Below are 23,777 nucleotides of genomic sequence, written 5' to 3'. Positions count from 1 at the left end.
CACAGGAAGGAGCCAGGAACGAGGTAGAGCCGTGATGCGCAGAGTAAATGGAGCAAATCGGTACGATGTAAGCAACATTGCCCAAGTCAAAAAAAGAGGGGCCGTATATCCGTTAACCACGGGGCCCCTCAAACGCTCACAATCACAATCATCTGCACGGGCTGGAGCACAGCCAATGACTCGTCACATCAGCAACCGATTACCTGGCTTGTGTGGGCACTACACCGCGTCGTGAAAACAGTACGGGCGCGTCATGGCCATCGAGCAGTGCGGCTGTCAGCGAGACGCCGTCAGCCGAGTGCTGCTCCTGGAAACTCTGCCCCCCATTGCTACTGCGCACCATCAGTCCATCGAGGCCAACCGCCAGCACCTGGGGGCCGGACACGGCAACGGATGTAACCGAGCTCTTGCTCTCCAGCGGCAAACGACGAAAGTCCTTACCCTCCGCGGAACCGTGCAATAACGTGCCACGCTGACCGCCCACCAGCAGGCTTCCATCGGCCAGCACCGCGCCAGACCAAAGGGTGCCTTCGTAGCCGGTCTCCAGGTAACTCCAGTTTTTTCCCTGGTCATCGGAGCGCAGTAACTGGCCACGCTCCGCAGTGGCGTAAAGATCGCCATGGCTGCCGGCAAAAAGCCCCATCAAATTGAGGTCGGCACGGCTGGCCCCAGGAGGGGCTTTCAGCGTCTGCTCGGTCCAGGTCTTGCCACCATCGTCAGTGGTCAGCACCAACGACCATAGGCCAACCGCGACGCCCTGACGGGCATTGAAGAAATGCACCGCGAACAAAGGCCGATCCTGTTCGCTGGACAGGCGCTGGATCTGCCAGGTATCACCGCCATCGTTAGTGACCAGGATCGCCCCCCAGTGACCGACGGCCCATCCCTGCTTGGCATCGACGAAGCTCACGCCGGTGAGCGGACTGGACAGCGGCACCGAGTGCGCCTGGCGATAGCTCGTCCCTTGATCATCCGACAGCAGCACCACGCCATGGTCCCCAACGGCAACTATTCGTTTCCCTGCCCACGCGGCATCCAGCATGGTTGCCTGGGTGGCGCTGCTCGACGACGCGGCCTGCACCGCGCTCAGCGGAGCAGCCTGTGGGGAGGCCAGCGGCAGCAGCGCTACAAGAGCGGCACTCAAGACTGAGTTCAGGTATCGCATGCATCTCTCCTCAATGCGCCAGCGCGCCGATCATGCGCACTTGGCGCTTGCGCGGGAACACCCGCTCCAGCCAGACGGCGAAGGCCGGCAACACCGTCATCGCCATGACCATGTTGACGATGAACATGAACGCCAGGAGCTTGCCCATATCGGCCTGGAACTTGAGTTCCGAGAACGCCCAGGTCGCCACGCCAACCGCCAGGGTGATGGCGGTGAAGATGGTCGCCACGCCGACTTCCAGCAACGCGTGCTCGACGGCCTTGACGATCGACTGGCCGTTGGCCAGATGCAGTTGCAGGCGGTTGTAGATGTAGAAGGCGTAATCCACGCCGATCCCCACCGCCAGCACCATCACCGGCAAGGTCGCGATGGTCAGCCCGATCTGCAGTTCCTTCATGAACCAGTAACCAATGAAGGTGCCGATGGTCAGCGGCAGGCAGCACACCAGCACCGCGCGCAGGTCGCGATACACGGCGAACACCAGCAGCGCGATGGCCGCGTAGACGTACAGCAGCATCGGCGTCTCGCTCTTCTCCACCTCCTCGTTGATCGCCGCCAGCAGGCCGGCGTTGCCGGAGGCCAGGCGCACCGTGATACCCGGCATCGGGTACTGCGCACGGAAGGCCTTGGCCGCCTTGAGCACCCGGTTAATGGTCGTCGCCTTGTGGTCCGCCAGGTACAGGTGCACAGCGGTCATGCTGCAATCGGAGCGCATGATGCCCGAGGTGCGCGCGACCTCGGTGGCCAGTGCGGAGTAGTTCAATGGATCGATGGGGACCGCGCTCATCTTCGGGTTGCCTTCGTTATAGCCCTCGTTGAACTGGCGCATGTTGGTGGAGAAGGACGCCACTGACAGCACCCCTGGAACACCCTGCATAGCCCAGACGAAGCGGTCCTGATACTGCCCCAGGGCTACGTCTTCGCAAGCGTTTGCCGCGCCATCGCCGGCACCGTCCGGCTTGTCCTCGAACACCACGGAGAGCCAGTCCAGGCCGATGTCGTAGCTGTTGGCGATGGACACCGCGTCGCGGTTGAAGCGTGAGTCCTCGCGCAGCTCCGGCGCGCCGGCCTGGAGGGTTCCCACGACACGGTCACGGCTCTGCCAGACCGCGGTGGCGAACACCACCAGCGCCAGGCACAGCACCAGGCGGGCATTGCGCCATTCAGCCAGGCGCGCCACCCCGTGCAGCCAGCGGGTACGACGCTCGCGGGAAAGCTCCTCGGCCTGGGCGTAAGTCCCGTCCACGCGCAGCATCGACGCCACCAGCGGCAGCATCACCAGGTTGGTGATGATCTTGTAGCCCACCCCGAGGGAAGCGGTGATCGCCAGTTCACGCACCATGGGAATGGGGATCAGCAGCAGCGTCACGAAGGAAACGAAGGCCGTGACCAGCGCCAGCGTCCCCGGAATCAGCAGGCCGCTGAAGCTGGAGCGCGCCGCCTCCTCCACGGTCTTGCCGCAGGCAATCTCCCGCACGATGAAGTTGATCTGCTGCACACCATGGGAGACCCCGATGGCGAACACCAGGAACGGCACCAACACCGCCAGCGGGTCCAGGCCATAGCCCAGCAGGCGCAGGCTGCCGAACTGCCAGACCAGCGAGGTCAGCGAGCAGCCCAGGGCCAGCAAGGTGAAGCGCACGGAATGGCAGTACCAGTACACCGCCGCCGCGGTCAGCAGCAGCGCCAGCAGGCAGAACTCCAGGACCGAGGACGCGCCCTTGGCGATGTCGCCGATCTGCTTGGCGAAGCCGATGATCTGGATCTCGTAGTCGCCATTCTCGAACTTCTGGCGGATCTGCTCCTCCAGGACCTGGTTGTAGGCCACATAGTCCAGGTGGGCGCCGGAAGCATCGAGCTCATTGAGCTCGGCGGTGATCATGGCACTGCTCTGGTCGCGCGACACCAGAGTACCAATGAAGCCTCCCTGGGCGGTGGAGTTGGCGATCATGCCGACGGTTTTGTCATCGAGCCGCTCCGGAGTCACTGTGCCGGGGATCAGCGGGTCGGCGCGAAAGCCCTCCTCGGTGATCTCGTTGACGAAAGCGTTCGGCGTCCACAGCGAGCGCACGCTGCTGCGCGAGACGTTCGGCAGGAAGGTCACCGCCTGGGTCACGTCGTACAGACGCTGCAGGCCGGCCTTGCTCCAGATGCTGCCGTGCAGCGCCTTGACCACCACGGTCAGGCGATTGGCACCCAGCAGGTCATTGCGATAGGCCTGGAACGTCTCGACATACTCATGACCGATCGGCAGCTGCTTTTCGAAGCCCGCGTCCATGCGCAACTGCACGGCGAACCAGGCCATGCCCAGCGTAAAGACAGCCAGCAGCGCCAGGACTGCCCAGCGCTGCTTGAATAGCCAACCCTCCAGGCGTGGCAACACGCCACGCCTCCTCGCTTCACTTATATCCACAACAGGAGTGTTCACAGCATGCCTCACATAGAGTGCGAAACCGACAGGCCAACGTAATCCCGATCACGCAGCATCTGGTCGTAAGGTGTGTCGCCATCGTTGAACTTCGCGTAGTTCAGGTTGACCTGCCAGTTCCCCGGCGCGCGCACGAAGTTCAGATACAGGTTCATCGAGCTGGCGCCCTTGGTATAGGTCGAGTAAATCGACGGCGTCCGGCCACTGCCCAGAGAGGTCTGGTAGTAGATACCCGGCGTCATCGTCCAGCCCGGAATCACCGTGCCGTCGTAGGTCAGGCTGAAGTCGAGATGGAGCCCCGAGGAGGTCTTGTCGCCATGGGCCGTGGGCGGGAAATGCGACATGTCCTGGACCCAGGTGTTGCCCCCTGCGGAGATCAGTTCACCGTCGTAGCTGTCATGCAGTCCGGGGTACTTCACCACCACCAGCTCGGACAGGAAGGTCGCGGTGCTGGCCTTGGTGAAGTCCAGGAAGTCCGGGGAGTTGGCGTTGGTCATGCTATAGAGGCCCGTCAGGTGCCACTGGAATTTCTTGGTGTCCTTCCAGCACTCCCCTCCCCGTCCCGAGCAAGGAGCCGGACCATAGGCGAAACCGGGCACGGGATTGAGTGGAACCGCCTCCTTGGGTCGATAGGACAGCTCGGTGCCTACGGCCCAATCGCCGACCGGCATGTTGGCACTAATGCCGTAGAGCATACGGTCTTCCGGATAGACCCATTTGGGTGCGAACGTGGTCTGGTTGTAGGTCAGCTCCGGCAGCTTGTCGTGATAGCGCAGCACGTAGAGACCGTAGTTGACGTCGCTGTCCTCCGGCTGCCAGCGCACCGAGAGCCCCCACTGACCGCTGTCACGGGCATCCTTGTCGGTGTAGCCGTACTCTTTCATGCCCTCGCCGAGCACGTTGTAGGTCGACCAGTAGCTACCCACCGGCGGCATTTCGCTCTTGTTCCAGCCGAACTGGTAGTAGAACTCGACGTTCACGCCGTGGCCCAGCCCCGAGGCGACGCTGAGCATCGGGGCTGGCAGTACGGCCTCCTTGAGCTGCACCCCCGGGCTCGAAAGCGCCTGGAAGTCATAGGCGTTGGTGGCATTGATGCCACCCACCGCGAACAGGCTCTCGCCCCAGTTGATCACCTGGTTACCCAGGCGCGCCCGGACCTGATGATCAGCAACGTCGAAGGTCTTGCTCACCCACAGATCAAGAAGGCGCGCCTTGAACTCCAACTCATCACGCGCATCATCGGTCAGCCCGTCCTTGCCGATATCCGAGCCCATCCCCTGCCAGTACTGCGTTTCGGCAGCCAACGCCCCAGTGGTATCGCTGGCGGCGAAGTCACGCTTCCAGTTACCACGCGCCATGAAGGTGAAATCCTCGGGGAGCTTCAACACCAGTTCGTGGACACCCTTGATGTAGTTGGTGAACAGATCGCCCTTGCCGTAGTTCATGTTGCCCTGATCGCCGATACCAGATGTCGCCGGATCCAGGCATCCCGCGGGGGGGTTATGGCCGCCGGCGCCAGCATTGATCAGGTCGCATCCCGGGGACTGGGTGCGGATACCCATACCGACTGCGAGGGTGGAATCGAAAGAGCCGTGGATGTTCTCCGTATCGAAGGTGAACCCCATAGCCAGCGGTGTTGCGCACGCAAGGACAAGACCCGATGTTTGCGAAATTATTCTTCTCATGTCGGCCCCTAATTCGCGCTTAGCGTTCGCTGATGGAGCGAAGGTTGTCGGAGGTATAGAAGTCGTGCTTCAGCCGCGGATTGCCCGGCTCGGTCAGCCAGTGGTGATCGTTCTGCCCTGAACCGACGGTGAACATGTCGTACAGGTAGCGACCATCGGCGAGGTTGAACTGCACCATTGCGCTCATGTCGCAGGTGCCCGTTTCATAGACCGGGATCGAAAAGGCCTCGCGAACCTTCCAGACCTGCCCTTGCTTGTCGTAGTCGTTGGCCACCAGCAGGTTCCAGCTGTCCTCATCGATATAGAACAGCCGCTTCGGCGCCTGGTGACGCATGCCCTGGCGCACCGAGGCCTCGACCACCCAGACACGGTGCAGCTCATAGCGCCGGGACTCGGGAGCGACGAAGTCCTTCTGGGCTACGTCCTCGATCTTCGCGGATGTATCGAGCGCACCGAAGGCGTTGTACGGCACCAGCAGCTCCTGCTTGCCCACCAGCTTCCAGTCGAAACGGTCGAGCGGACCGAAGAACATGTTCGACTCGTCGATGGTGAACTGGTTGTCCATGCCAATCTGGGGCGCGTCGTAGGAGTAGGCAGGCATGCGGCGCACGCGGCGCTGGCCGGGGAAGTAGTAGAAGGTGGTCGACTGCTCGCCGGCATTGGTCGCCACCACCCCGGCCTGGCCAGCCAGGGCGGCCGGCTCCTGGAAGAGGAAATAGGACTCGAGCTCAACGGGCCCGACCGACGAGAACAGGGCACTGCCCTTCTCGGCCCAGCCAGTGCGCGCAAACATGTCGAGCTTGGTGTGCAGCCATTCGCCGCCCTGGCGTGGCGAAATCCCGGTCCGATACCCCTTCATTTCAAGCCCCAGCCCGCGGTAACGCATCTTCATGTTCCACATCACCTCCGCACCGGTGGTGGGCATGGGGAACGGAATGCCGGGGACGTGGGCTTCCTGCAGGGCCAGGCCCGAAGCATCCAGAGCTGCGAAACCGACGTTCTTGCGGGTGTTCTCGACCACGAAATCCGGCGCACCGCAGCTGCGACGGGTCGGGTACACGTCCATGCGATAGCCCGGGATCTTCTTGAACAGCTCCAGCTGGCCAGGAGACAGCTTGCTCGCGTACTGCGAGACGTTCTTGGCATCGATGCTGTAGAGCGGCTTATCGCCCTTGAACTTCCAGTGCTGACCACGCACCTGGCCGTAGCTCCAACCCACGTCCTGCTGGCCGGGCGGGGTCCAGGCCGGGATCACCCCATCGGCACTTGCGGCGACCTCCCCTCCCAACGGCGTCAGCTTGCCACCCAGCAGCGCAGGATCCTTTTCCGCAGCCTGAACCGAACAAATCACAGTCGATGCGGCAATGGCCACGAGCAGATGCCTGACGCCACGGCAGGTGGAGATGCCGACTTCTGGTCGCTCAATCATTTCATTCATTGGAGGATCCTCACGGGGCTTCGAGCGGCGGCGAGTTCATCCCGGAGGGAGGAATCGGCAATACCGCACATTCTTAATCAGACGACATGATCACGCGACCAAGTCCATTGACTAAAAGCAATCCATATGCCAATCCTGGAAAAATCACCAATTCCCTTATTTATCATAATGTTACGTTTTATCAGCCACTAATCAGCGATACGCACACGCCCAGCGCCGCACCATGTGTGTCAACAGGCCGCACAACTTTGGGAATTAACGAAACACATGTTACGAATTGATTCCCGACTCACGGGCGCAGGCGCAAATGCTCGACGTGTGTAGCGGTTACGCCATCGTCTGGGCATCAGAGGTCGCGCCATGGCTGGAAGAACGAAGATCCTGTAGCATCCGCCGCCATCGGCGCCGGGACGGCTATAAAACGGTATTGCCACAGAAAAGAGGTTAGTTATGGCTAGAGTGGGCGCTGAACTGCGCAGACAGGACTTTGTAGAAGCAACCATCAAAGTGATTGCCGAGCATGGTGTGGCCGATGCAACGACCCGGCGTATCGCTGCCGCCGCAGATAGCCCCCTGGCGTCGCTGCACTACGTATTTCATACGAAAGACGACCTTTTCTATGCGGTCTATGAGTCACTTTTCAGCCAACTGCAGCAGGCCATGGAACATGTCCCTGCCGGCCCTACCCCCGCTGAAAGCGCCGCAGAGATGCTTCGCCAATTAATCACATGGCTCGCCTCTCACCCCGACCTGGCCCGCGCGCAATCCGAGCTGTTCTTCTGGACCCTGCGCAACAATCCGGAACTGGCGAGAAAGATCTACACAATGGCCATGGAGGCCACAGAACAGGCCATGGAACGGGCTGTCGGCCCGCAATTTGACAAGACCCGCTTGAATACTGTCAGCCGCTTACTCGTTCAGTTGGCCGATGGCCTGCTCCTTGCTTGGCCCGCCCATGGAGATCTGGAACAGCTGAAAGTGGAAACCGAGACGGCCTGCCTGGCGCTGAAGTTGCTGGTAGAAAACCTCTAAACCCCAGTCCCGATCTTTACACGTCTGCCCGAGCGGAGCAGGTTCGAACCCTGTGAGCACGCTGCTGTCAGTCATCAAGCATTGGAGCAGATCAAGGCTACCGCCTAGCACCAATTTGCCGATGGCGGCGATCCGGGGACCCATGGATCTTCGCCAGAGGTACCAGCGAGCTGGGCACGTCCGGCCAGGTGAAAGAAGCCTCGGCACCAAACGCCCCCGAGTTCTGAATAGGCCATTTTCGCCGTGGGGAATGATGCCTTTCATCTTGCTGCCGCAATCACACGATCGCCAGCCCCCATCAGGGCAGCGCAACGGCTGTCAGAGCGCATTGGCTGGTAGATGGCCCAGCCCCGCCAGATTCAGATCTGGACCTGGATGAAGCCGGCCTCAGAGTTGATACGTGACAGGTCTACACCCAGCATTGTGTTGCGCGGGCCCCAGGCAATTGGGAGATCAGTATTCAGTAATGCCTGAAGATCTCGCCAATGCTGGCTACCGGGTGTCCGATACGCGGGTCGTCCACTCGACTCGGATTCGCGGGCTTCAGGACGTAAACGGCGCTGAAGACCATGGCAAGAGTCAGACAGGCAAACGTGAAGTGACGCATTGCGAACCTCCAGCATTGGTGCTTTTTATTATTGATGGCCCCAGTCTGGTCGTTGATGCACGCAGAAGCTTGACATATCACGCCACAAAATAATCAATTCACGCCCGGTGGACCCGTGCCTCAAAGGGTGCCGAGCCATGATGTAGTATTGTCAAATAACCACTACACAAAGGGGCCTTACTCCCGCCTCTTTTGCTATGGCCGGAGCACTGCACCGCGCCGAATGAATCTTCCAGGCATCGAAATGGCTTCTCTTGTTCGCGGTATCGCTCTTTCAGGATTTGATGAGTTCGCGATCAGCCAAGGGCTCGAACCGCAAACCATCCTGGCTGAAATCGGACTCCCCAACGACCCCGTGGATGGCTTGATCTCAGGTGCGCAATTCGTTGCTTTGCTGGAGCTGTGCGCGAGGCAATCGCACAATCAGCTGTTCGGGCTGCAACTCGGCCTCCACCAGGGTCCACAGGCGCTGGGCAGCTTGCTGTACGTGGTCAAGAGCACCAGTACATTGGGCCAGGTCCTCGAGGCATTGACTCAGTGCTTCCATTTTCATAGCACCGGAGCGGACCTCCATCTCGAACGACAGGGTGGGACCGCGCGACTTCTCTACGATGTAACCGACGGCGATGTCATGTTGGTAAGGCAGACCGTAGAGTTGGCCATGGGAGTCTGTGCTCGGCTCATCCAGGACCTGCTGGGGCATCCGTGGAAACCGCTCGCATTGCAACTGCGGCATCCGCCAGGAGAAAAAACCGGCGCTTACAGACACCTTCTGGGTGTCACGCCGCACTTTGGCGGCCCGGTCAATGCGTGGGTCTTCGATGAATCGCTGCTGGAGTCCCCGCTGAGCGCCATCGATGAAGGGTTCCATGAGCTCGCCAAAGGCCATATCGGCGAACTGGCTCAGATCACCTTGCAGGAACTCCCCTCCTACGTAAAAAAGCTGCTGCGCAGGCAACTGCCCAATAGCCAGGCCACTCTCGATCAGGTCGCCGACCAGATGAAGATCAGTCCTCGCAGCCTGCAGCGATATCTGCAATCAGAGAGCACGAGCTTTCAGCATTTACTGGACGAGACACGGCAATCGATGGCTACCCGTTACCTGTGCGATTCATCCCTGAGCCTGACACAGCTTTCTGAATTGCTGGGCTATTCGGATCTCAGCGCCTTCTCCCGTGCCTTCACCCGCTGGAACGGCATGAGCCCGCAGAAGTGGAAGCAGCGTCATCGGCATGCCCGATGGATCGCCGCCCTCGGGTCCGACGAAACGGCGCACACCCTCGAAGCCACGCAGGCGGCATCACTCGACAAATCTAATGGCGAGTAGTGACTTATCGCAGGTCTCCGCCGAATCCCCGGATACAAGGCTATCCAGAATGCACAAAAACATGCCGTTCACTCCGTTGATTCGAGCCATCAGCCTCACAGGCTTCGAGGAGTTCACCTCCCGCCAGGGCCTCAATCCGGTTGAAATGCTTCGACGCGCGTCATTGCCACAGGAAATCCTGCGACGGCAGGAAGGACTCCTCTCCTACCGCAGATTCTGCGGACTGCTTGAGCTGTGCGCGCTGTACTCCGGCAATGCCTTGTTTGGCCTGCAGTACGGGCTCTATCAAGGAGTCGATGTCTTCGGTGACCTGTTTTATCTGATACGAAACGCTAAAACGGTAGGGGATGCCCTGACCGAGCTGCAAGCAAGCTATTCGCTGTACTTCAACGACGCCGAAATAGGGCTCGAAATCGAAGATGGGCGAGCAGTGCTTAGCTATAGCCCGATAGAACGCGACACCCCCGGACTACGCCAGGTCGAGGAATCGTCGTGTGGGATCGGATTGCAGTTGATGCGGACCCTTGTCGGCAAAAACTGGCAACCCAAGGCAATCCGAATTCGGCATTTACCGCTCCAGCCCGAGCCAAGCTATTTGCAGGCTCTCGGCCAACTGCCAACTTTTGGCGCTCCCCGCTCCGAAATGGAGTTCGACGCATCAGATCTTTCACTGCCCTTGAGTTCGGCAAACGAAACGCTTCACAGATTGATAGCCGAACACATGAGCAAGATCGAACGCCTGGCGGCCGATGAGTTACCCATCTACGTCAAGCAACTGCTGCGTCATCTGCTACCCGGCGGGCGTACGACTACGGAGAAAATCGCCGCGTGCCTGGCTATCCAGCCACGCACGCTGCAACACTGGCTGGCACAGGAAGGCACATCCTTCCAGCAGCTTCTGGATGAGACCCGCCAGGAAATGGCGGGTCAGTACCTCGAAAACCCTGCGATCAGCATCGCGCAGATGTCCGGGCTACTAGGTTATTCGAACCCCAGCGGATTGAATCGTGCGTTCAACCGATGGTTCGGAATAAGTCCATTGGAATGGCAAGAGAAACGCGGCATCAAAAGGCAACCTCGGCTGCTGCGCAACAATCGTCCCCGGATACAGAACTGACCCCCAGTCCCCTTCAGGTGGTATTCGACAAATCTGCAGACGGCTATCGAGCTAAACATCGGACGGGAACATCCAACCAAGCTCATAAAAAAACCGCCCCGTAGGGCGGTAAAAGAGTAGGCCTTCAGCCCACCATGGAGTAATCGTCCACTGCTATGCCATATCCACCATTGGTAGCGGGCCGACTAGCGAGCAAGCGCAAGCGATTGAGAAGAAGTTCCCGTCGCACGCGCCAGTGCAACATAGGCGTAATACAATTGAATCGCGCCATAAGACCAGGTGATGAAAGCCCAGGTCATGAAAATCATATGAGTATCGTCACCCGGGATCGGGAAGAAGTCATATGTGATTGCCACAGCCAGTGCTACAGCGCCCCCCCCTGCAGTAGCCAGTGCGTGCAAGGTCTCTCCGGCACGCGCCAGTTGCAAGACGAAGTAGAAAAGAAAAATCGTGTAGCCCGACCACATGATCACGTAGAAGTACGGGCGCACCTCATCAAGGAAGTGAGCCAGGAATACGACGAATGTGCCGGCAAATGCAGCCGCGAACAGCATGACCTCTTTGATGGCTGACGGCCTATAATTATGGGTGACCGCCATCAAGCCGAGAACGGCAATAATCGGCATACCGAAACTACGGGAAAATGAATCGAGATAAAGCGAAATACCTAGATTGAACTCAGATCCAGTCGCAATAAATATGCAGAAATTCGTGGCAGAGAAGCCAACGATCCACAACTCCAAACCTAGAAGATAGTTCTTTTGCTTAAAGAACTTTGCACCATAGATCCACCCGGAGAGTGCCAACACAATACACGAAACGAGCGCACATACATCTCTGACTTCCATAATGGCAGCCTCTATCAAATATTGAGCTTAAGACATCACTTCGCCAAAGGAGCGAGTGCCGCAAGATATTCGGCCAGCGCCTTGCGATCATCCTCGGACAACGTCGAGACAACGGCCGTCATCGAGCCCGACGGATCCTTACGCGCGCCCTGGGCAAAATCATTCAGCTGCCTCAGCAGATAGTCGTGCCCCTGCCCGGCCAAGCGAGGAAATTGATCGTGCCCCATCAGGCCTTCGCCGTGACAAGCGACGCATCCGCCAGCCTTCGCCAGCTTTTCTCCTTTTGCCTGGAGAGCGGCATCCGGCTTGAAGGTCACGTTTTTTACGGCGGATTGCCTGGCGAAGTACTCCGACAAGAATTTGATCTCGGTGTCGGAAAAGCTCATTGCCAACGGTGCCATCGTCGGACTGGCGCGCTCTCCACTGACAAACCGTTTGAGTTGTGCCGCCACGTAGGGCGCTGGTTGTCCTGCCAGATTCGGATAGTTCTGATTCAGCGAGTGCCCTTGACGACCATGACAGCCGACACAGACCTCGGTCAGACGCGGCCAGTGGCCCTCGTCGGCGTCCCTGGCCTCGGAAGAGGTGTTCATGAAACTCATCAGGCGATAGAGATCAAGGCCCTCCCGACCGTACGCAATCACGAGCCCGGCGATGACTACGACGACACCCAGCGCGATTATCTTCTTCATCATTCTCTCCTACGCCCGACGCAGGGCATTGAGCACCTGCAATGCGCTGTGGTGACCGGAGCGCACGGCGCCGTCCATGTAGCCCGCCCAGATATCCGCGGTTTCAGTACCGGACCAGAACAGGTTGCCGCATTGCGGGCGCAGCGCTTCGCCATGGGTGCTCCAGAAGCCGGGAGGGATGGCTGACACGCAGGTGATCGTCCAGGGATCGGCAAACTTCCAATCGCGGTCGTGATATTGCAAAGGCTGGCGGGCTTCGTCCCCAAAGGCTCGAACCAGGACATCCACCATGACGCGTTTGGCGGACTCGAGATCCGAAGGCACATTGGCGTTTGAAAGGAAGGCATTGATGATGCCGATCTCACCATTGGGCGGCGAATTGTCATAAGCCCAGGCAATGGGGCCCTCCGACATCATGACTTGTCCATTCAGTCCTTTTTCCCGCCAGAACGGACGGGAATACACCATGGCAGCCTTGCGTCCCGGAGAGTGCGCAGGCCATGCACGCTGCAGCGCAGCGCGCGCGGCAGGAAGGGCAGGCTCGAATTGCACCTGGTTACACAGTGCCGGGTGGATGGCCACGATGACCTTGCGTGCACGTACCAGCCCCTGATCCGTATGCAGGCTGACAACCTCTCCATCCCAATTGGAAATCTTTCGAACCGGGCACTGCAGACGCACTTTATCGCCGAGCAACTCGGCCATCTTGATACTGAGTATCTGCGAGCCACCCACAAGCCGCGTGCCTTGTGCGCTGTCCTTCATCGAATCGAGGGTTTCAAAATCGCAATTGGCTGAATTGATCATGGACAGATAATGCAGGAGGCCCATTTTCTGCACTGGAACACCGCCACTGATCGTCACGGTCATATCCCAGCCCAACCGGTTCTCCGGCTTGATGTTTTGCTGGGCCAGCCAGTCCCCGACCGAGAGCTTGTCCCACTCCGCAGCCTTGGAGGATTTCCAGGGGGCACCCGAAGGTACGTTGCGAGACATCTCGCTCAACTTGTCAGCCACGGGCAGGTCGGTACCCATGCCGCCATGGAAGTCGATCTCGAGTCGCCCATCCCCGGCCAGAATGACTGAGCTTCCTTCGTAGTACGAAGGGAAAGTGCCGATCTCAAGCTGTCGCGCCAGGTCTGCAACAGCGGTTTGACCGGGTCCAATCCATTGCCCACCAACTTCGGATATATAGCCGCCGTCGGTGTTGAAGTTGAGGGTCCGCCCTCCTACCCGATCCCTGGCCTCCAGGACCACGAAGGACTGGTTGCCCACCGAGAGCAGGTCCCGGGCAGCGGTCAATCCGGACAGGCCGGCTCCGATGATGGCGACATCCAGGACGTCCCCCGCATCACTGGTGGAAGTGTCCGCATTCGCCAACCCAATCTTCAGGCCCAAACTTCCCACCGCCACCGAGGCTCCGGCAAGTTTCAATAGTTGCCTGCGTTTTGAATCCAACTGGGTGTCGGATGTGGGATTTCGAGCCATTTTCATCACCTCAGGTAATTATTATTAATGTTCTAGCCAAGAAGAACTTCGGACCACGGTAATTGCGATCCCAACATGACAATCCAAAGAAAGAGTTCTCGAGAGTCTCTTTCAAATTGGCACTCATACCTTCAAGGTTTACTGCACCAGAGCGGCACTCTCACCTAGTTCGTAGCAACGGCTTTACGAACTTTGCGGTCCGTCCATTCGTCATACTTCCTGGTCGCCGCAAAAGTGGCTTTGAGGGCGCACCATTGGAATGGCTCCGGCAGCATGGAAGGCGTCTTGTGGTGCAATGCCGTCAGGAGTGGGTTCTCGACACCGTTGATTCTCTCGGCAAGTAACTGCCCCATGAACGAATGGGTGGCGAGACCGTGTCCCGAGCAGCCAGCCACATAATGGATGTTCTGTTGCGCCCCGGTTACGCCCACCACAGGCAGCGCGTCATATGCCACGCTGACGTATCCGCTCCAGCAGTGCTGGATACCCAGGTCCGGCAGGTTGGGGAAGCGCTCGCGCAACGTCTGCGCCAATGCGCCATAGGCGCCGTTGTCCGGCACGTTGGGAGTCTTCGAACCGTAGACATAGTTCAGCTTCTTGACGGTCAACACCATCGTGTTGTGCGCTGTCAGGCGGTGACTCTCCATGGTCAGGTGCGGGGTGATGATTCCCTCTCGGCCGTGCCAACCGAGCGACGCCAACTGTTTCGAGGACAGCTGCTGGGTTTCGATCGCCGAAACCCGTATCGGCGCAACCTTGTTACGCAGCAGACCCAACTGTGGCGTGTAAGCGTTGGTCGCCAGCACCATGAGTGGTGCGCTTGCGCTACCGCGAGCGGTCTTGCAGGTGATGGTCGGCCCCTCGCCGTAGGAGAGCAGCGGCGTTTTTTCGTACAGCTTCACCCCAGCCTGGAGCGCCGCACGGCGCAACCCGCTCACGTACTTTCCTGGATGCAGCGTACCGCCGCGCTGCTCGGAGCCGAACAGGAAGGCTGGCGGAATTCCACGCGCACGCATTTCGGCCTGGTCCACGAAGCGAGTGACAGAACCCAGCTCACGGCCGACTTCCATGCACTTGCGTAACCACTTTTCCTGCGAGGGATCTACGGCAGCCCGGATGACACCGGAAGGGTTGTAGTCGCAGTCGATGCCTAACTCTGTCATCCGTCTTTCCACGTAGCACACAGCCTCGTCGTAGAAACGGATGAACTTCCGCGCATGTTCAATACCGACGCGTCTTACGAAGAACTCGAACTCGATCCCCATGCTGCCAAGCAGATAGCCGGCATTTCGCCCACTGGCGCCGAAGCCGCCAAACTCCTGCTCCAGAACGATGACTTTCGCGCCGCGAGTGGTCAGCTCAAGCGCCGTGGATAAACCGGCAAAGCCTGCTCCAACCACGATTACATCGGCGCTGACATGGCCCTCCAGCTCCGGCTGCTGATCAACCGGTCGCTCCACCCACCCGCCAAGGCTGCGAAACCGCAGCGATCCGAAATCGCTACCGGCCAGTTCATTTCTACGGTTCATGCACTGCACTCCGGGCGGGTTCAGTTGTTGTTTCACAGCACTGTAACGCTGCACCACAATTTGCGCAACACTTGTTATTTAATTATTAGTTACAAAAATGCAACCCTACCTTGTGGCCCAGTTTTAGCAACGAGCTCCTACGCCTGATCGGCAGGCGCGGGGCGGGAGGGCGGGAGGGCTGGGGACAATGCAGAAGGCGCGGCATGGGTCTTGGCACACAAGCGGCCAGGAAATGTTTGGCGCTGCCGAACCGCAAGACAGGGGATGACCACAATGAGACGGCGGGGTCGTGACCATCCCCAGCAGATGCTTTATATGTTCGCCGGCTCGCGATAGTTGACTGGAGTACCCAGCCAGCCAGCCCAGCGTTTTTCCCAATACAGGTTATGGAGCTGAGTCACTTGTTTGCCTGGCCCGGCCATGTCACCCAGCAGTTTTCCATCAACGCTGTTTATCGGCATGATGCCGCCGGCGGTTGAGGTCAGAAAGGCTTCATCAGCATCATGCAACTGATCGACGTGCACCCGTTCGACACGAGTCGGCATACCGATCTCCTGGGCAAGTTCCAGGGTGGTCTTGCGGGTAATTCCCTCCAGACAGCCACTGTCTGGAGTAAACAACGTACCGTCCTTGATCAAGAATATATTGGAACCGGGCGCCTCGGTCAGATAACCATCCGCATCGCACAGCACAGACCAGTCACAACCATTCTGCATCGCCTCAACCAGCGAAAGCTTCAAATCCATCCAATGGAAGTTCTTGGCCGTCGGGTCCACCGCTTTGGGCGGGATGCGAATATATTTCTGGCTGACCATAAGGTCGATACCACGGGATCGCATCTCATCGTTCGCAATATAGGCGTAGGGAACGACAAAGGCGTAGAAACAGTTCTTGTACGCGCTGAGGTCGCCGCGATTTTCCGGTGTCTGACCGCGCGTTACACACCACCAGATATAAGCCTCTTGGGTACCGGCCAGTTTGACCAGGTTGGTCAGGATTTCCGCGGTTTGTGACTTGCTATAGGGATTGTTCAGGAAAAATTTCTCACAAGCCCTTCCAAACCGGTCGAGGTGATCCTCAAGTCGAAAAATAAAGCCTTTGCTGGCGCTGACAACATCATAGGCCGCATCGGCGTGAATAAAGCCAGTATCGGTAATCGGGATCGCTGCTTCGTCTATGCTGCAATAGATGCCATTGATAAAAGCCGATCCGTGAGCATACTTCGGATCGTGCTCCAGCCGGATATGAGCTGGATCGTTCTGCATAATATGCTCAGCTTGAATAATTTCCACGGTAGACCCTCACTGTTTATTTCCAATTAAAGTCAGGTGCGGCGTGACGCCCTCTCTCCGACCGTACCAACCGAGCAATGCCAATTGCCCTGGAGAGAGGGCGTCGCAACGAGCCGAGACACGCCCCTCTCCCCTGAGCTACGCCTTCCTGGAACCGTCGGTACATCGGGTGCTTTCCGCCGGTCTCATGATCCAGCGTCCTCCGATCTCCATTTCTCCAGACCTTCCTAGAATCCTTTCCCTACTTCCGTGAACGAGGGCATGTCGAGGAGGTCGCGCGGCTCTCGCATCTGGCCATCGATTTCCACCCAACCCAGAAATGTCTGGCTGGCACCCCAGCCGAGCAGACGCTGCAGTTCTTCCGGCAGTTGGCGGACGCGATCGATTGGAATGGAAAGGAGATGGTTCTCTTCCGAGCGCAGGAATGCCAGGTCATAGGCCATGGAGAGCCCCGTTCGCGGACGATCCGACTTGTTGGCACCACCACCGTGATAAACCGAGCCCATCCATAGAAGTGCCGAGCCGGCCGCCATTTCTGCCGGGACGGTTTCTTCCTGAGTTGGCATTCGCTCATCGTCCCATGTGTGACTGCCAGGGATGACACGGGTAGCCCCGTTCTCTTCGGTGAAGTCGGAAATGGCCAGCATTATTTGCAGCCTGGCCTCGCGGCCGTACTGCGGATGACGCCAGAGCGACGTGGCATCGTCGCGATGCAGCGGCTGCAAGCCCTGTCCCGGACAGATCTGGATAGCCTGGGTGAAACTGAGTTGAATATTGGGCGCAACCTCGACGCGCTCAGTTCCGCTCCATACATGGGTCGGGGTTTGCAGAATCATCTTCGCCGACTCGATAAATAGCGGATTCAGCGCAACGCTCACTGCGGCATCGCTTCGCGCGATCAGGCGGGCGACACGGCGAGTCTGAGTACCCGCAAAATAGGCATCCTCACCATAAGGCGTTTCATTCAGATAACGGTCGAGCTCTCCTCGAAGAACGTCCAGATCATGGTCTGAGATGAAGTTGGAAATGATCACACCGCCATCGCGCCTGATGACTTCAACCACTCGCTCAATTGGCTCACTGCGATCCAATGTCGTCAGCTTTTCCGTATTCATTTGCACGCCTCATTATCTGGTTTGATCCTGTGAATACCGTCAGAAGCCTGCATCGCAGTGCAATCTGGCTCTCCGTCCTCGCCGGCAATCACCAGCGCCGTGACAGACCGACACACCCGAAATATTCCGCCGTCAAAGAGCTCCATCGGACACCTCACCGCCAACATGAAAGTCGATGCTGACTTCTTGAATTTGCAGGACCTCATGGAGGTCCTGGCCGCTCAACTGACCGTTCTGGAATCAAGCACTGGGCAATGCCAGGCATTTTAGTTACCAGATATGATCAAATGAACAAGTCGCTTGATCAAAAGCAAATCATGTGCCAAAAAAGAGGGGCAGATACAACACCGGGAAAATCAGGTAGTTGGACCTTTGCCGAACCAATGGGAGTGATACTCGCGTACTCAAATCGTGCACCGACGCGTTTCGGCATGGCGCACCGAACTGAGTATTTACGAAACAATCGTTACCTTAATGGTGCGCGGGATCGCATCGTGGACACGTTTCAGCGTTCCACCGCTCGTGCAGCAGTCGTGACTCGGTGAGCAGGCAGCCACGCGGCAGCGTCCGACACCAAGCCAGGTAGCAAGCGGCAATGCCGTAGTAAAGGAGAAGCCGTATGGCCAGAATTGGCGCTGAACTGCGCAGACAGGACTTTATCGAAGCCACCGTGAAGGTGATTGCGGAGTATGGGGTAGCCAATGCGACAACTCGACGTATCGCTATGGCTGCAGACTCTCCGCTCGCCTCGCTGCACTACGTATTCCATACCAAGGACGAGCTGTTCTATGCGGTCTACGAGTCGCTGATCAACATGCCCCAACCCACCCTGGAGCATGTGCCGGCAGGCGCCACGGCAGCGGAATCCGTAGCCCAGATGCTGCGTCAGTTGGTTCGATGGTTCGCCGCGCGCCCCGACCTGGCCACAGCTCAGTTCGAGCTGTACACCTGGACCTTGCGCAATAACCCGGAAATGGCCAGCAAGATCTACGCGGTATCTGGCGAGGCCACGGAGCAGGCGATCGCGCGATTCTCCGGCTCCCAGTTGGACAAGGCCGCGCTGACGACAATCAGCCGCCTGTTCATCAACCTGTTCGATGGCCTGCTACTTTCCTGGTCCGCCCATTGCGACCTGGAGCGTCTGGAGGCGGAAACCGAAACAGCGTGCCAGGCATTGGAGCTGTTGGTGGCCAGCTACTGAGCCCACGACCACCATCGCACTCCTGCAACTGTGGGCGCCACGCGCCGTACGCGTATTGGCCGGTGCAACAAGCCGGCGGACCGTGTCACGATCGATCCATTGATCCCTTCACGCCCAGATGGGCATGCCGAGCCCCCGAGATGAAGCAGCCTTCACCCAAGCGCATCAAGCTCCGTCCGCCGCAAATGCCAGCCATGAGCCTGCCGCGTCCTGCATTGTCGAGACGCCTGGGTGACGCTGCCCACAGCGGCGCTCTGCTGAGCCTGGTCAGAGCGCCTTTGGGCTATGGGAAGAGCACGCTCCTCGCGCAGTACGCACTCAACCTCAGTGATTCGGGACAACCCTGGGCCTGGTACCGACTGGATGACAGCGACAATCAGCCACTCAATCTGCTGGTGCAGTTGTGCCATGCGCTTGAACTGCCCATGCCCGACTCAACGTCGGGCCGGGCCGATGAAGCACATCTCTGGTCAACCATCGTCAACCACCTGGAGGAGCGCGACGATCGCTTCACGCTGATCCTGGACGACCTTCATCTGCTGCGTTCCCGCGCCGCTGGCCGTTACCTCGAGGAACTGCTTCGCCACCCGCCGAAGCACCTCCACATAGTGGCTGCCTGTGGAGGGGAGCCCGCCATTGCGCTGAGCCACCTGCACCGCGATCAACGCCTGCAGATACTGGACGTCAGCGACCTCGTCCTGGACAGCGGCGAAATCCGGGAGCTGGCGAGCGTCCGGGGGCAAAGCCTGAACAGCGATCTCGTGTATCTGCTACGGGCCGATAGCGAAGGCTGGGCCAGCGGCGTCCTGTTTGGTCTCGGCACCTACTCGGGCGCAAGATTGTCCGACTTCAACTCGACCGAAGCCGCGTCCTTCCTGTCGCAGCATGCCTTCGAACACGTTGCCCGGTTCTTCCATGAGGAGGTCCTGCAACGACTGCCGCCGCCACTGCTGCGCTTTCTTTCCCGCCTGTCCGTGCTCAGCGCGTTCGACTCCAACCTGGCGGCCTACATCGGCGGCCAGACTAACGCCGACCAACTGATCCGCCAGTTGCAGCGCCAGGACCTGTTCATCCAGCAGCAACAGGGCGAACGACTGGCGCTCCGCCTCCATCCACTGCTGCGCCGTACGCTCTATCAGTCACTCCACCAGCAGGACCCGAACCTGCTCAACCAGTTGCACCTGCAAGCTGCCGACTGGCTGCTCAGCCAACGCCATTACACCGAGGCCGTCTATCAGCTCGGCCGTGCCCGGGACTTCAACCGCCTGCTGGCGGCGCTCGAGCAACACTGTTTCGACCTGCTGCGCGAAGGGCAAGTGAACAGGATCGTCGACTTCCTCGCCAACGTGCCGGGTGAGAATGCACCCGAGCATTTCACCCTGGCCGTTACCGAAGCGAGCACCGTGATAGTCACCAACGACATCACCCATGCGAGCTCCTGCCTACAGCGGCTGCAACGCCTGATCCGCCGTCACGAGGTACCCGAGCGGCGCCCGGAGCGTGTTCACCAGACGCTCGCCTTCCTGCGCAGCCGCCTGGCGGCGCTGGGTGGCAACTTCGAGTACGGCCTGCGTCTGGTCGATCGCGCCCTGCAGCAATATCCCACCCCCAGCGCGGCCACCGCGGTCCTCCAGTTCAACAGCGCCATCTGCCTGTTCTCCCTGGGTCGCGCCGGTGAGGCCAGGTTCGCGGCGAGTCAGGCCCTTGCCGAACTGGAGACACTGGGATTCAGCGGCTACACGAACATGCTGCAGCTTCTGCTCGGCCAGATGGAGCTAGCCCAAGGGGAGGTCGAAAAAGCCGGCGCGCGCTTCCTCGGCCTCCACTCACCGCCCGGCGCATCAGGCTCCTTCTACGACCTGTTCCAGCAACTGGGCCAAGGCATTGTCCTGCTCGAACAGAACCATCTGGAGCAGGCCGCCCAGCGCCTCAGCCAGGCCGAAGCCATTGCGCTGGCCTTTCCGCACAGCGCCGGCCTGCCCTGGGTACTCCACTTCCAGGCCTGTCGACTGCTGGCCCAGGGCGAGATGGAGCCGGCCCGATCCCGCTGGGATGAGGCCCGTAGACTGGCAAGACAGTTCAAGCTGTTCGCCCTGTACCGGCAGATCGGCGCCTACCGGGTCCGACTGGCCAGCTGCGAACACGACGAGGACTTCATCCTCGCCTGGCTCGAAGAGTGGCACGGATGCCGCCGCCGCTACGGTGCCGAGCTGATGCCCGAGGAATGGCTGGCCTATGCCTGGGTCCAGCGCCATCTGGGCCAGCACGCCAGCGCGCGGCAGATCGCCGACAACCTGCACGAGCTGGCCGAGGCCGAGCACCTTCAGCGCCTGCGCCTCGACCTGTTCCTGCTCGACGCCACCCTCCACCGCGACAGCGGCCAGCAGACAGCGGCGCTGGGTAGTCTGGAGCAGGCCCTGCAACTGGCGGCACGGCACGGCTACGGGCAACTGATGCAGCTCGAGGGACGCCGGCTCGACGAGCTGTTCCGACAGTTGCTCAACCCACAAACCCGCCGCCAGCTCGGCCTGGAGCCGCCGCTGCCGTCTCCCGAGCGCTTGGCGCGCCTGCTGCGCGGGCTGCGCCATGACGTCGTTCAGCAGCCGCTGGCTGAGCCGCTCACCCGCCGCGAACAGGACGTACTGCGGCGCATGGCATGTGGCCAAGGCAACCAGCAGATCGCCGAGGGCCTGTACATCAGCCTCAGCACAGTGAAGACCCACATCAACAATCTGTTCCGCAAACTCGATGCTGCTGACCGCGACAGCGCATTGCAGGCTGCCCGGACCCTGAAGCTGGTGGACTGAGGCAGGTCGACAGAGCCGCCCCGCTCCACCCGCTTCAACCCAAATTCCACCCTGATTTCCACCCTCGGTTCGATTCGTCGGCGCCAGGCCCTTTGCTACAAAAGGATCCTGCACTCCCCGCCCGACGAGAACGCCATGACCGATAAACTGCTCAACGAGCGCGAACTGAGCTTCCAACTCTACGAGATGCTCGACACCGAAGCGCTGCTGCAACGACCGCGCTATGCCGAGCACGATCGCGCTGTGTTCGACGCCACCCTGGATACCGCACGCGGGATCGCCGCCGAATACCTCGCCCCGCACAACCACAAGGGTGACGCCAACGAGCCAACCTTCGACGGCGAGAAGGTCACCCTGATTCCGGAAACCAAGGCTGCCTGGGACGCACTGGCCGAAGCGGGATTCCACGCCGCGCATCATGATGCGGAGGACGGTGGCCTGCAGTTGCCGGAAGTGGTCCTGCGCGCCTGCATGGCCTATTTCAACGCTGCCAATATCGCCAGCGCCGGCTACTCCTTCCTCACCATCGGCGCGGCCAACCTTGTCAGGAGCTTTGCCTGTGACGCGCTGCGCCAGCGCTTCCTGCCGCCGATGCTCGACGGCCGCTACAGCGGCACCATGGCCCTCACCGAACCGGGTCAGGGCTCGGCGCTCGGCGATATCCGGACCTCCGCGCGGCCGGCCGACGACGGCAGCTACCGGGTGTTCGGCCAGAAGATGTTCATCTCCGGTGGCGACCATGAGCTGACCGACAACATCGTGCATATGGTGCTGGCCCGCATCGAAGGCGCTCCTGCCGGGGTCAAAGGCATTTCGCTGTTCCTGGTACCGAAGTTCCTGGTCAACGCCGATGGCAGCGTGGGCGCGCGCAACGACGTGGCGCTGGCGGGCCTGCTGCACAAGATGGGCTATCGCAACACCACCTCCACCGTGCTCAGCTTCGGTGAAAAGGACGGCGCGGTCGGCTACCTGGTGGGCGAGGCCAACAAGGGCCTCGCCTACATGTTCCAGATGATGAATGAGGCGCGCATCGGCGTGGCCCTGGGCGCCTCCGCCCTCGCCTACCAAAGCTACATACATGCCCTCGACTACGCCCGCGAGCGGCCCCAGGGTCGACTGCCCGGCGCGAAGGACCCGCTGGCGCCCCAGGTGCGCATCGTCGAGCACGCCGACGTACGTCGCATGCTGTTGCAGCAGAAGGTCTATGCCGAGGGCAGCCTGTCCCTGTGCCTGTATGCCAGCAGCCTGTTCGAGGACGCCCACACCGCGCCCGACGAGAGCGCCCGCGACGACGCCGCCGAACTGCTCGACCTGCTGATCCCGATGGTCAAGTCCTACCCGTCGAAGTACGGTGTGATCGCCTCCGACCTCGGCATCCAGGTACTGGGCGGTTCCGGCTATATCCGCGAGTACCCGCTGGAGCAGTACTACCGCGACAACCGCCTGAACCCGATCCACGAAGGCACTGAAGGTATCCATGGCCTCGACCTGCTCGGTCGCAAGCTCGGCTACCACGGCGGCAAGGGTTATCGGCTGTTCCTCGCCGAGGCGCGCGCCACCCTCGAACAAGCCGCCAGCGACACCACCTGCACAGCACTGGCCGCCGCCCTGGCCGACGCACTGGGCATCCTCGAGCGGGTCACCCTCGACCTCCAGGCACAGGTCGCCGCCGACGCCAACATCGGTCTCTCCAACGCCACCGCCTACCTCGACCTGTTCGGCCGCGTCGTGGTCGGCTGGATCTGGCTGCGCCAGGCGCTGGTCGCCAGCCGCGCGCTGAACGCCGGTGCCTCCGGCAGCGAGGCCGACTTTTACCAGGGCAAGCTGCACGCCGCGCGCTACTTCATGGACTGGGAACTGGCTGGAGTGGAAAGCCAGGCCCGCCTGCTCAGCGCGGGTAACCGGCTGTGCTTCGACATGCAGAACGCCTGGTTCTGACGCGTTCTTCTCCCTCCGGGACAGGTCCGAACGAGCAGGCGGAACCACGCCGTCCGCCCTCTCGCGGT

16 protein-coding genes are annotated in these 23,777 nt (G+C 60.1%); 6 read left to right on the top strand and 10 right to left on the bottom strand.

What is annotated here, in order from left to right:
• Positions 1–199: 199 nt before the first annotated feature.
• The 4 genes from ACAW63_RS14270 to ACAW63_RS14255 all read right to left on the bottom strand — a co-directional run bounded on the left by ACAW63_RS14270 (position 200) and on the right by ACAW63_RS14255 (position 6,716).
• Entirely contained in the window at positions 200–1,165 is a 966-nt protein-coding gene (locus tag ACAW63_RS14270) for a WD40/YVTN/BNR-like repeat-containing protein (protein WP_371234515.1), read from the bottom strand.
• Between the two features lie 10 nt (positions 1,166–1,175).
• Positions 1,176–3,548: an RND family transporter gene (locus ACAW63_RS14265; protein WP_371234514.1), complete on the bottom strand. Its 2,373-nt coding sequence runs from the start codon at positions 3,546–3,548 to the stop codon at positions 1,176–1,178.
• Between the two features lie 53 nt (positions 3,549–3,601).
• Entirely contained in the window at positions 3,602–5,218 is a 1,617-nt protein-coding gene (locus ACAW63_RS14260; protein WP_371234512.1) for a DUF1302 domain-containing protein, read from the bottom strand.
• Between the two features lie 79 nt (positions 5,219–5,297).
• A complete protein-coding gene (locus ACAW63_RS14255) occupies positions 5,298–6,716 on the bottom strand; it encodes a DUF1329 domain-containing protein (RefSeq protein ID WP_371234510.1) in 1,419 nt (472 codons plus the stop codon).
• Between the two features lie 450 nt (positions 6,717–7,166).
• Here ACAW63_RS14255 and ACAW63_RS14250 point away from each other — a divergent pair, with 450 nt between their 5' ends.
• The 3 genes from ACAW63_RS14250 to ACAW63_RS14240 all read left to right on the top strand — a co-directional run bounded on the left by ACAW63_RS14250 (position 7,167) and on the right by ACAW63_RS14240 (position 10,799).
• Positions 7,167–7,748 (top strand): TetR/AcrR family transcriptional regulator, encoded by a 582-nt coding sequence (locus ACAW63_RS14250; RefSeq protein ID WP_371234509.1) that lies wholly within the window; start codon positions 7,167–7,169, stop codon positions 7,746–7,748.
• Positions 7,749–8,578: 830 nt separating this feature from the next.
• Positions 8,579–9,682 carry an AraC family transcriptional regulator gene (locus ACAW63_RS14245; RefSeq protein ID WP_371234507.1) on the top strand — a complete coding sequence of 368 codons (1,104 nt, stop codon included), beginning with the start codon at positions 8,579–8,581 and terminating at the stop codon, positions 9,680–9,682.
• A 49-nt stretch (positions 9,683–9,731) separates the two neighbouring features.
• Positions 9,732–10,799, top strand: a complete 1,068-nt coding sequence (locus ACAW63_RS14240; protein WP_371234505.1) for an AraC family transcriptional regulator — start codon at positions 9,732–9,734, stop codon at positions 10,797–10,799.
• 185 nt (positions 10,800–10,984) lie between these two features.
• Here ACAW63_RS14240 and ACAW63_RS14235 read toward each other — a convergent pair whose 3' ends face one another.
• The 6 genes from ACAW63_RS14235 to ACAW63_RS14210 all read right to left on the bottom strand — a co-directional run bounded on the left by ACAW63_RS14235 (position 10,985) and on the right by ACAW63_RS14210 (position 17,763).
• Positions 10,985–11,647, bottom strand: coding sequence for a hypothetical protein (locus tag ACAW63_RS14235; protein ID WP_371234503.1), 663 nt, complete (start codon positions 11,645–11,647; stop codon positions 10,985–10,987).
• Positions 11,648–11,682: 35 nt separating this feature from the next.
• Positions 11,683–12,339 carry a cytochrome c gene (locus ACAW63_RS14230; RefSeq protein ID WP_371234502.1) on the bottom strand — a complete coding sequence of 219 codons (657 nt, stop codon included), beginning with the start codon at positions 12,337–12,339 and terminating at the stop codon, positions 11,683–11,685.
• 9 nt (positions 12,340–12,348) lie between these two features.
• Complete coding sequence (locus ACAW63_RS14225) at positions 12,349–13,827, bottom strand: flavin monoamine oxidase family protein (RefSeq protein ID WP_371234500.1); 1,479 nt, start codon at positions 13,825–13,827, stop codon at positions 12,349–12,351.
• 164 nt (positions 13,828–13,991) lie between these two features.
• A complete protein-coding gene (locus ACAW63_RS14220; protein ID WP_371234498.1) occupies positions 13,992–15,356 on the bottom strand; it encodes an NAD(P)/FAD-dependent oxidoreductase in 1,365 nt (454 codons plus the stop codon).
• A gap of 311 nt (positions 15,357–15,667) precedes the next feature.
• A complete protein-coding gene (locus tag ACAW63_RS14215; protein WP_371234496.1) occupies positions 15,668–16,648 on the bottom strand; it encodes an aminotransferase class IV in 981 nt (326 codons plus the stop codon).
• 227 nt (positions 16,649–16,875) lie between these two features.
• Complete coding sequence (locus tag ACAW63_RS14210; protein WP_371234494.1) at positions 16,876–17,763, bottom strand: phytanoyl-CoA dioxygenase family protein; 888 nt, start codon at positions 17,761–17,763, stop codon at positions 16,876–16,878.
• 619 nt (positions 17,764–18,382) lie between these two features.
• Here ACAW63_RS14210 and ACAW63_RS14205 point away from each other — a divergent pair.
• The 3 genes from ACAW63_RS14205 (at position 18,383) to ACAW63_RS14195 (ending at position 23,709) form a co-directional block, all read left to right on the top strand.
• On the top strand, positions 18,383–18,964 hold the full coding sequence (locus ACAW63_RS14205) for a TetR/AcrR family transcriptional regulator (protein ID WP_371234493.1): 582 nt from the start codon (positions 18,383–18,385) through the stop codon (positions 18,962–18,964).
• Positions 18,965–19,104: 140 nt separating this feature from the next.
• Positions 19,105–21,771: a LuxR C-terminal-related transcriptional regulator gene (locus tag ACAW63_RS14200; protein ID WP_371234491.1), complete on the top strand. Its 2,667-nt coding sequence runs from the start codon at positions 19,105–19,107 to the stop codon at positions 21,769–21,771.
• A gap of 135 nt (positions 21,772–21,906) precedes the next feature.
• Positions 21,907–23,709 carry an acyl-CoA dehydrogenase gene (locus ACAW63_RS14195; protein ID WP_371234488.1) on the top strand — a complete coding sequence of 601 codons (1,803 nt, stop codon included), beginning with the start codon at positions 21,907–21,909 and terminating at the stop codon, positions 23,707–23,709.
• Positions 23,710–23,777 lie beyond the last annotated feature (68 nt).

Source organism: Pseudomonas sp. QE6 (genome assembly GCF_041379005.1).
Taxonomy (GTDB): Bacteria; Pseudomonadota; Gammaproteobacteria; order Pseudomonadales; family Pseudomonadaceae; genus Pseudomonas.
Note: the sequence above shows the minus strand (reverse complement) of the source record. Positions and strands in the feature narration are given on the sequence as shown.

What these genes read in the sequence shown, in the direction of transcription:
- ACAW63_RS14270 (WP_371234515.1), bottom strand. Translation starts at nt 1,165, where the DNA reads ATGCGATACCTGAACTCAGTCTTGAGTGCCGCTCTTGTAGCGCTGCTG.
- ACAW63_RS14260 (WP_371234512.1), bottom strand. Translation starts at nt 5,218, where the DNA reads ATGGGGTTCACCTTCGATACGGAGAACATCCACGGCTCTTTCGATTCC.
- ACAW63_RS14255 (WP_371234510.1), bottom strand. Translation starts at nt 6,716, where the DNA reads ATGAATGAAATGATTGAGCGACCAGAAGTCGGCATCTCCACCTGCCGT.
- ACAW63_RS14250 (WP_371234509.1), top strand. Translation starts at nt 7,167, where the DNA reads ATGGCTAGAGTGGGCGCTGAACTGCGCAGACAGGACTTTGTAGAAGCA.
- ACAW63_RS14245 (WP_371234507.1), top strand. Translation starts at nt 8,579, where the DNA reads ATGAATCTTCCAGGCATCGAAATGGCTTCTCTTGTTCGCGGTATCGCT.
- ACAW63_RS14240 (WP_371234505.1), top strand. Translation starts at nt 9,732, where the DNA reads ATGCACAAAAACATGCCGTTCACTCCGTTGATTCGAGCCATCAGCCTC.
- ACAW63_RS14235 (WP_371234503.1), bottom strand. Translation starts at nt 11,647, where the DNA reads ATGGAAGTCAGAGATGTATGTGCGCTCGTTTCGTGTATTGTGTTGGCA.
- ACAW63_RS14230 (WP_371234502.1), bottom strand. Translation starts at nt 12,339, where the DNA reads ATGAAGAAGATAATCGCGCTGGGTGTCGTCGTAGTCATCGCCGGGCTC.
- ACAW63_RS14225 (WP_371234500.1), bottom strand. Translation starts at nt 13,827, where the DNA reads ATGGCTCGAAATCCCACATCCGACACCCAGTTGGATTCAAAACGCAGG.
- ACAW63_RS14220 (WP_371234498.1), bottom strand. Translation starts at nt 15,356, where the DNA reads ATGAACCGTAGAAATGAACTGGCCGGTAGCGATTTCGGATCGCTGCGG.
- ACAW63_RS14210 (WP_371234494.1), bottom strand. Translation starts at nt 17,763, where the DNA reads ATGAATACGGAAAAGCTGACGACATTGGATCGCAGTGAGCCAATTGAG.
- ACAW63_RS14205 (WP_371234493.1), top strand. Translation starts at nt 18,383, where the DNA reads ATGGCCAGAATTGGCGCTGAACTGCGCAGACAGGACTTTATCGAAGCC.
- ACAW63_RS14200 (WP_371234491.1), top strand. Translation starts at nt 19,105, where the DNA reads ATGAAGCAGCCTTCACCCAAGCGCATCAAGCTCCGTCCGCCGCAAATG.
- ACAW63_RS14195 (WP_371234488.1), top strand. Translation starts at nt 21,907, where the DNA reads ATGACCGATAAACTGCTCAACGAGCGCGAACTGAGCTTCCAACTCTAC.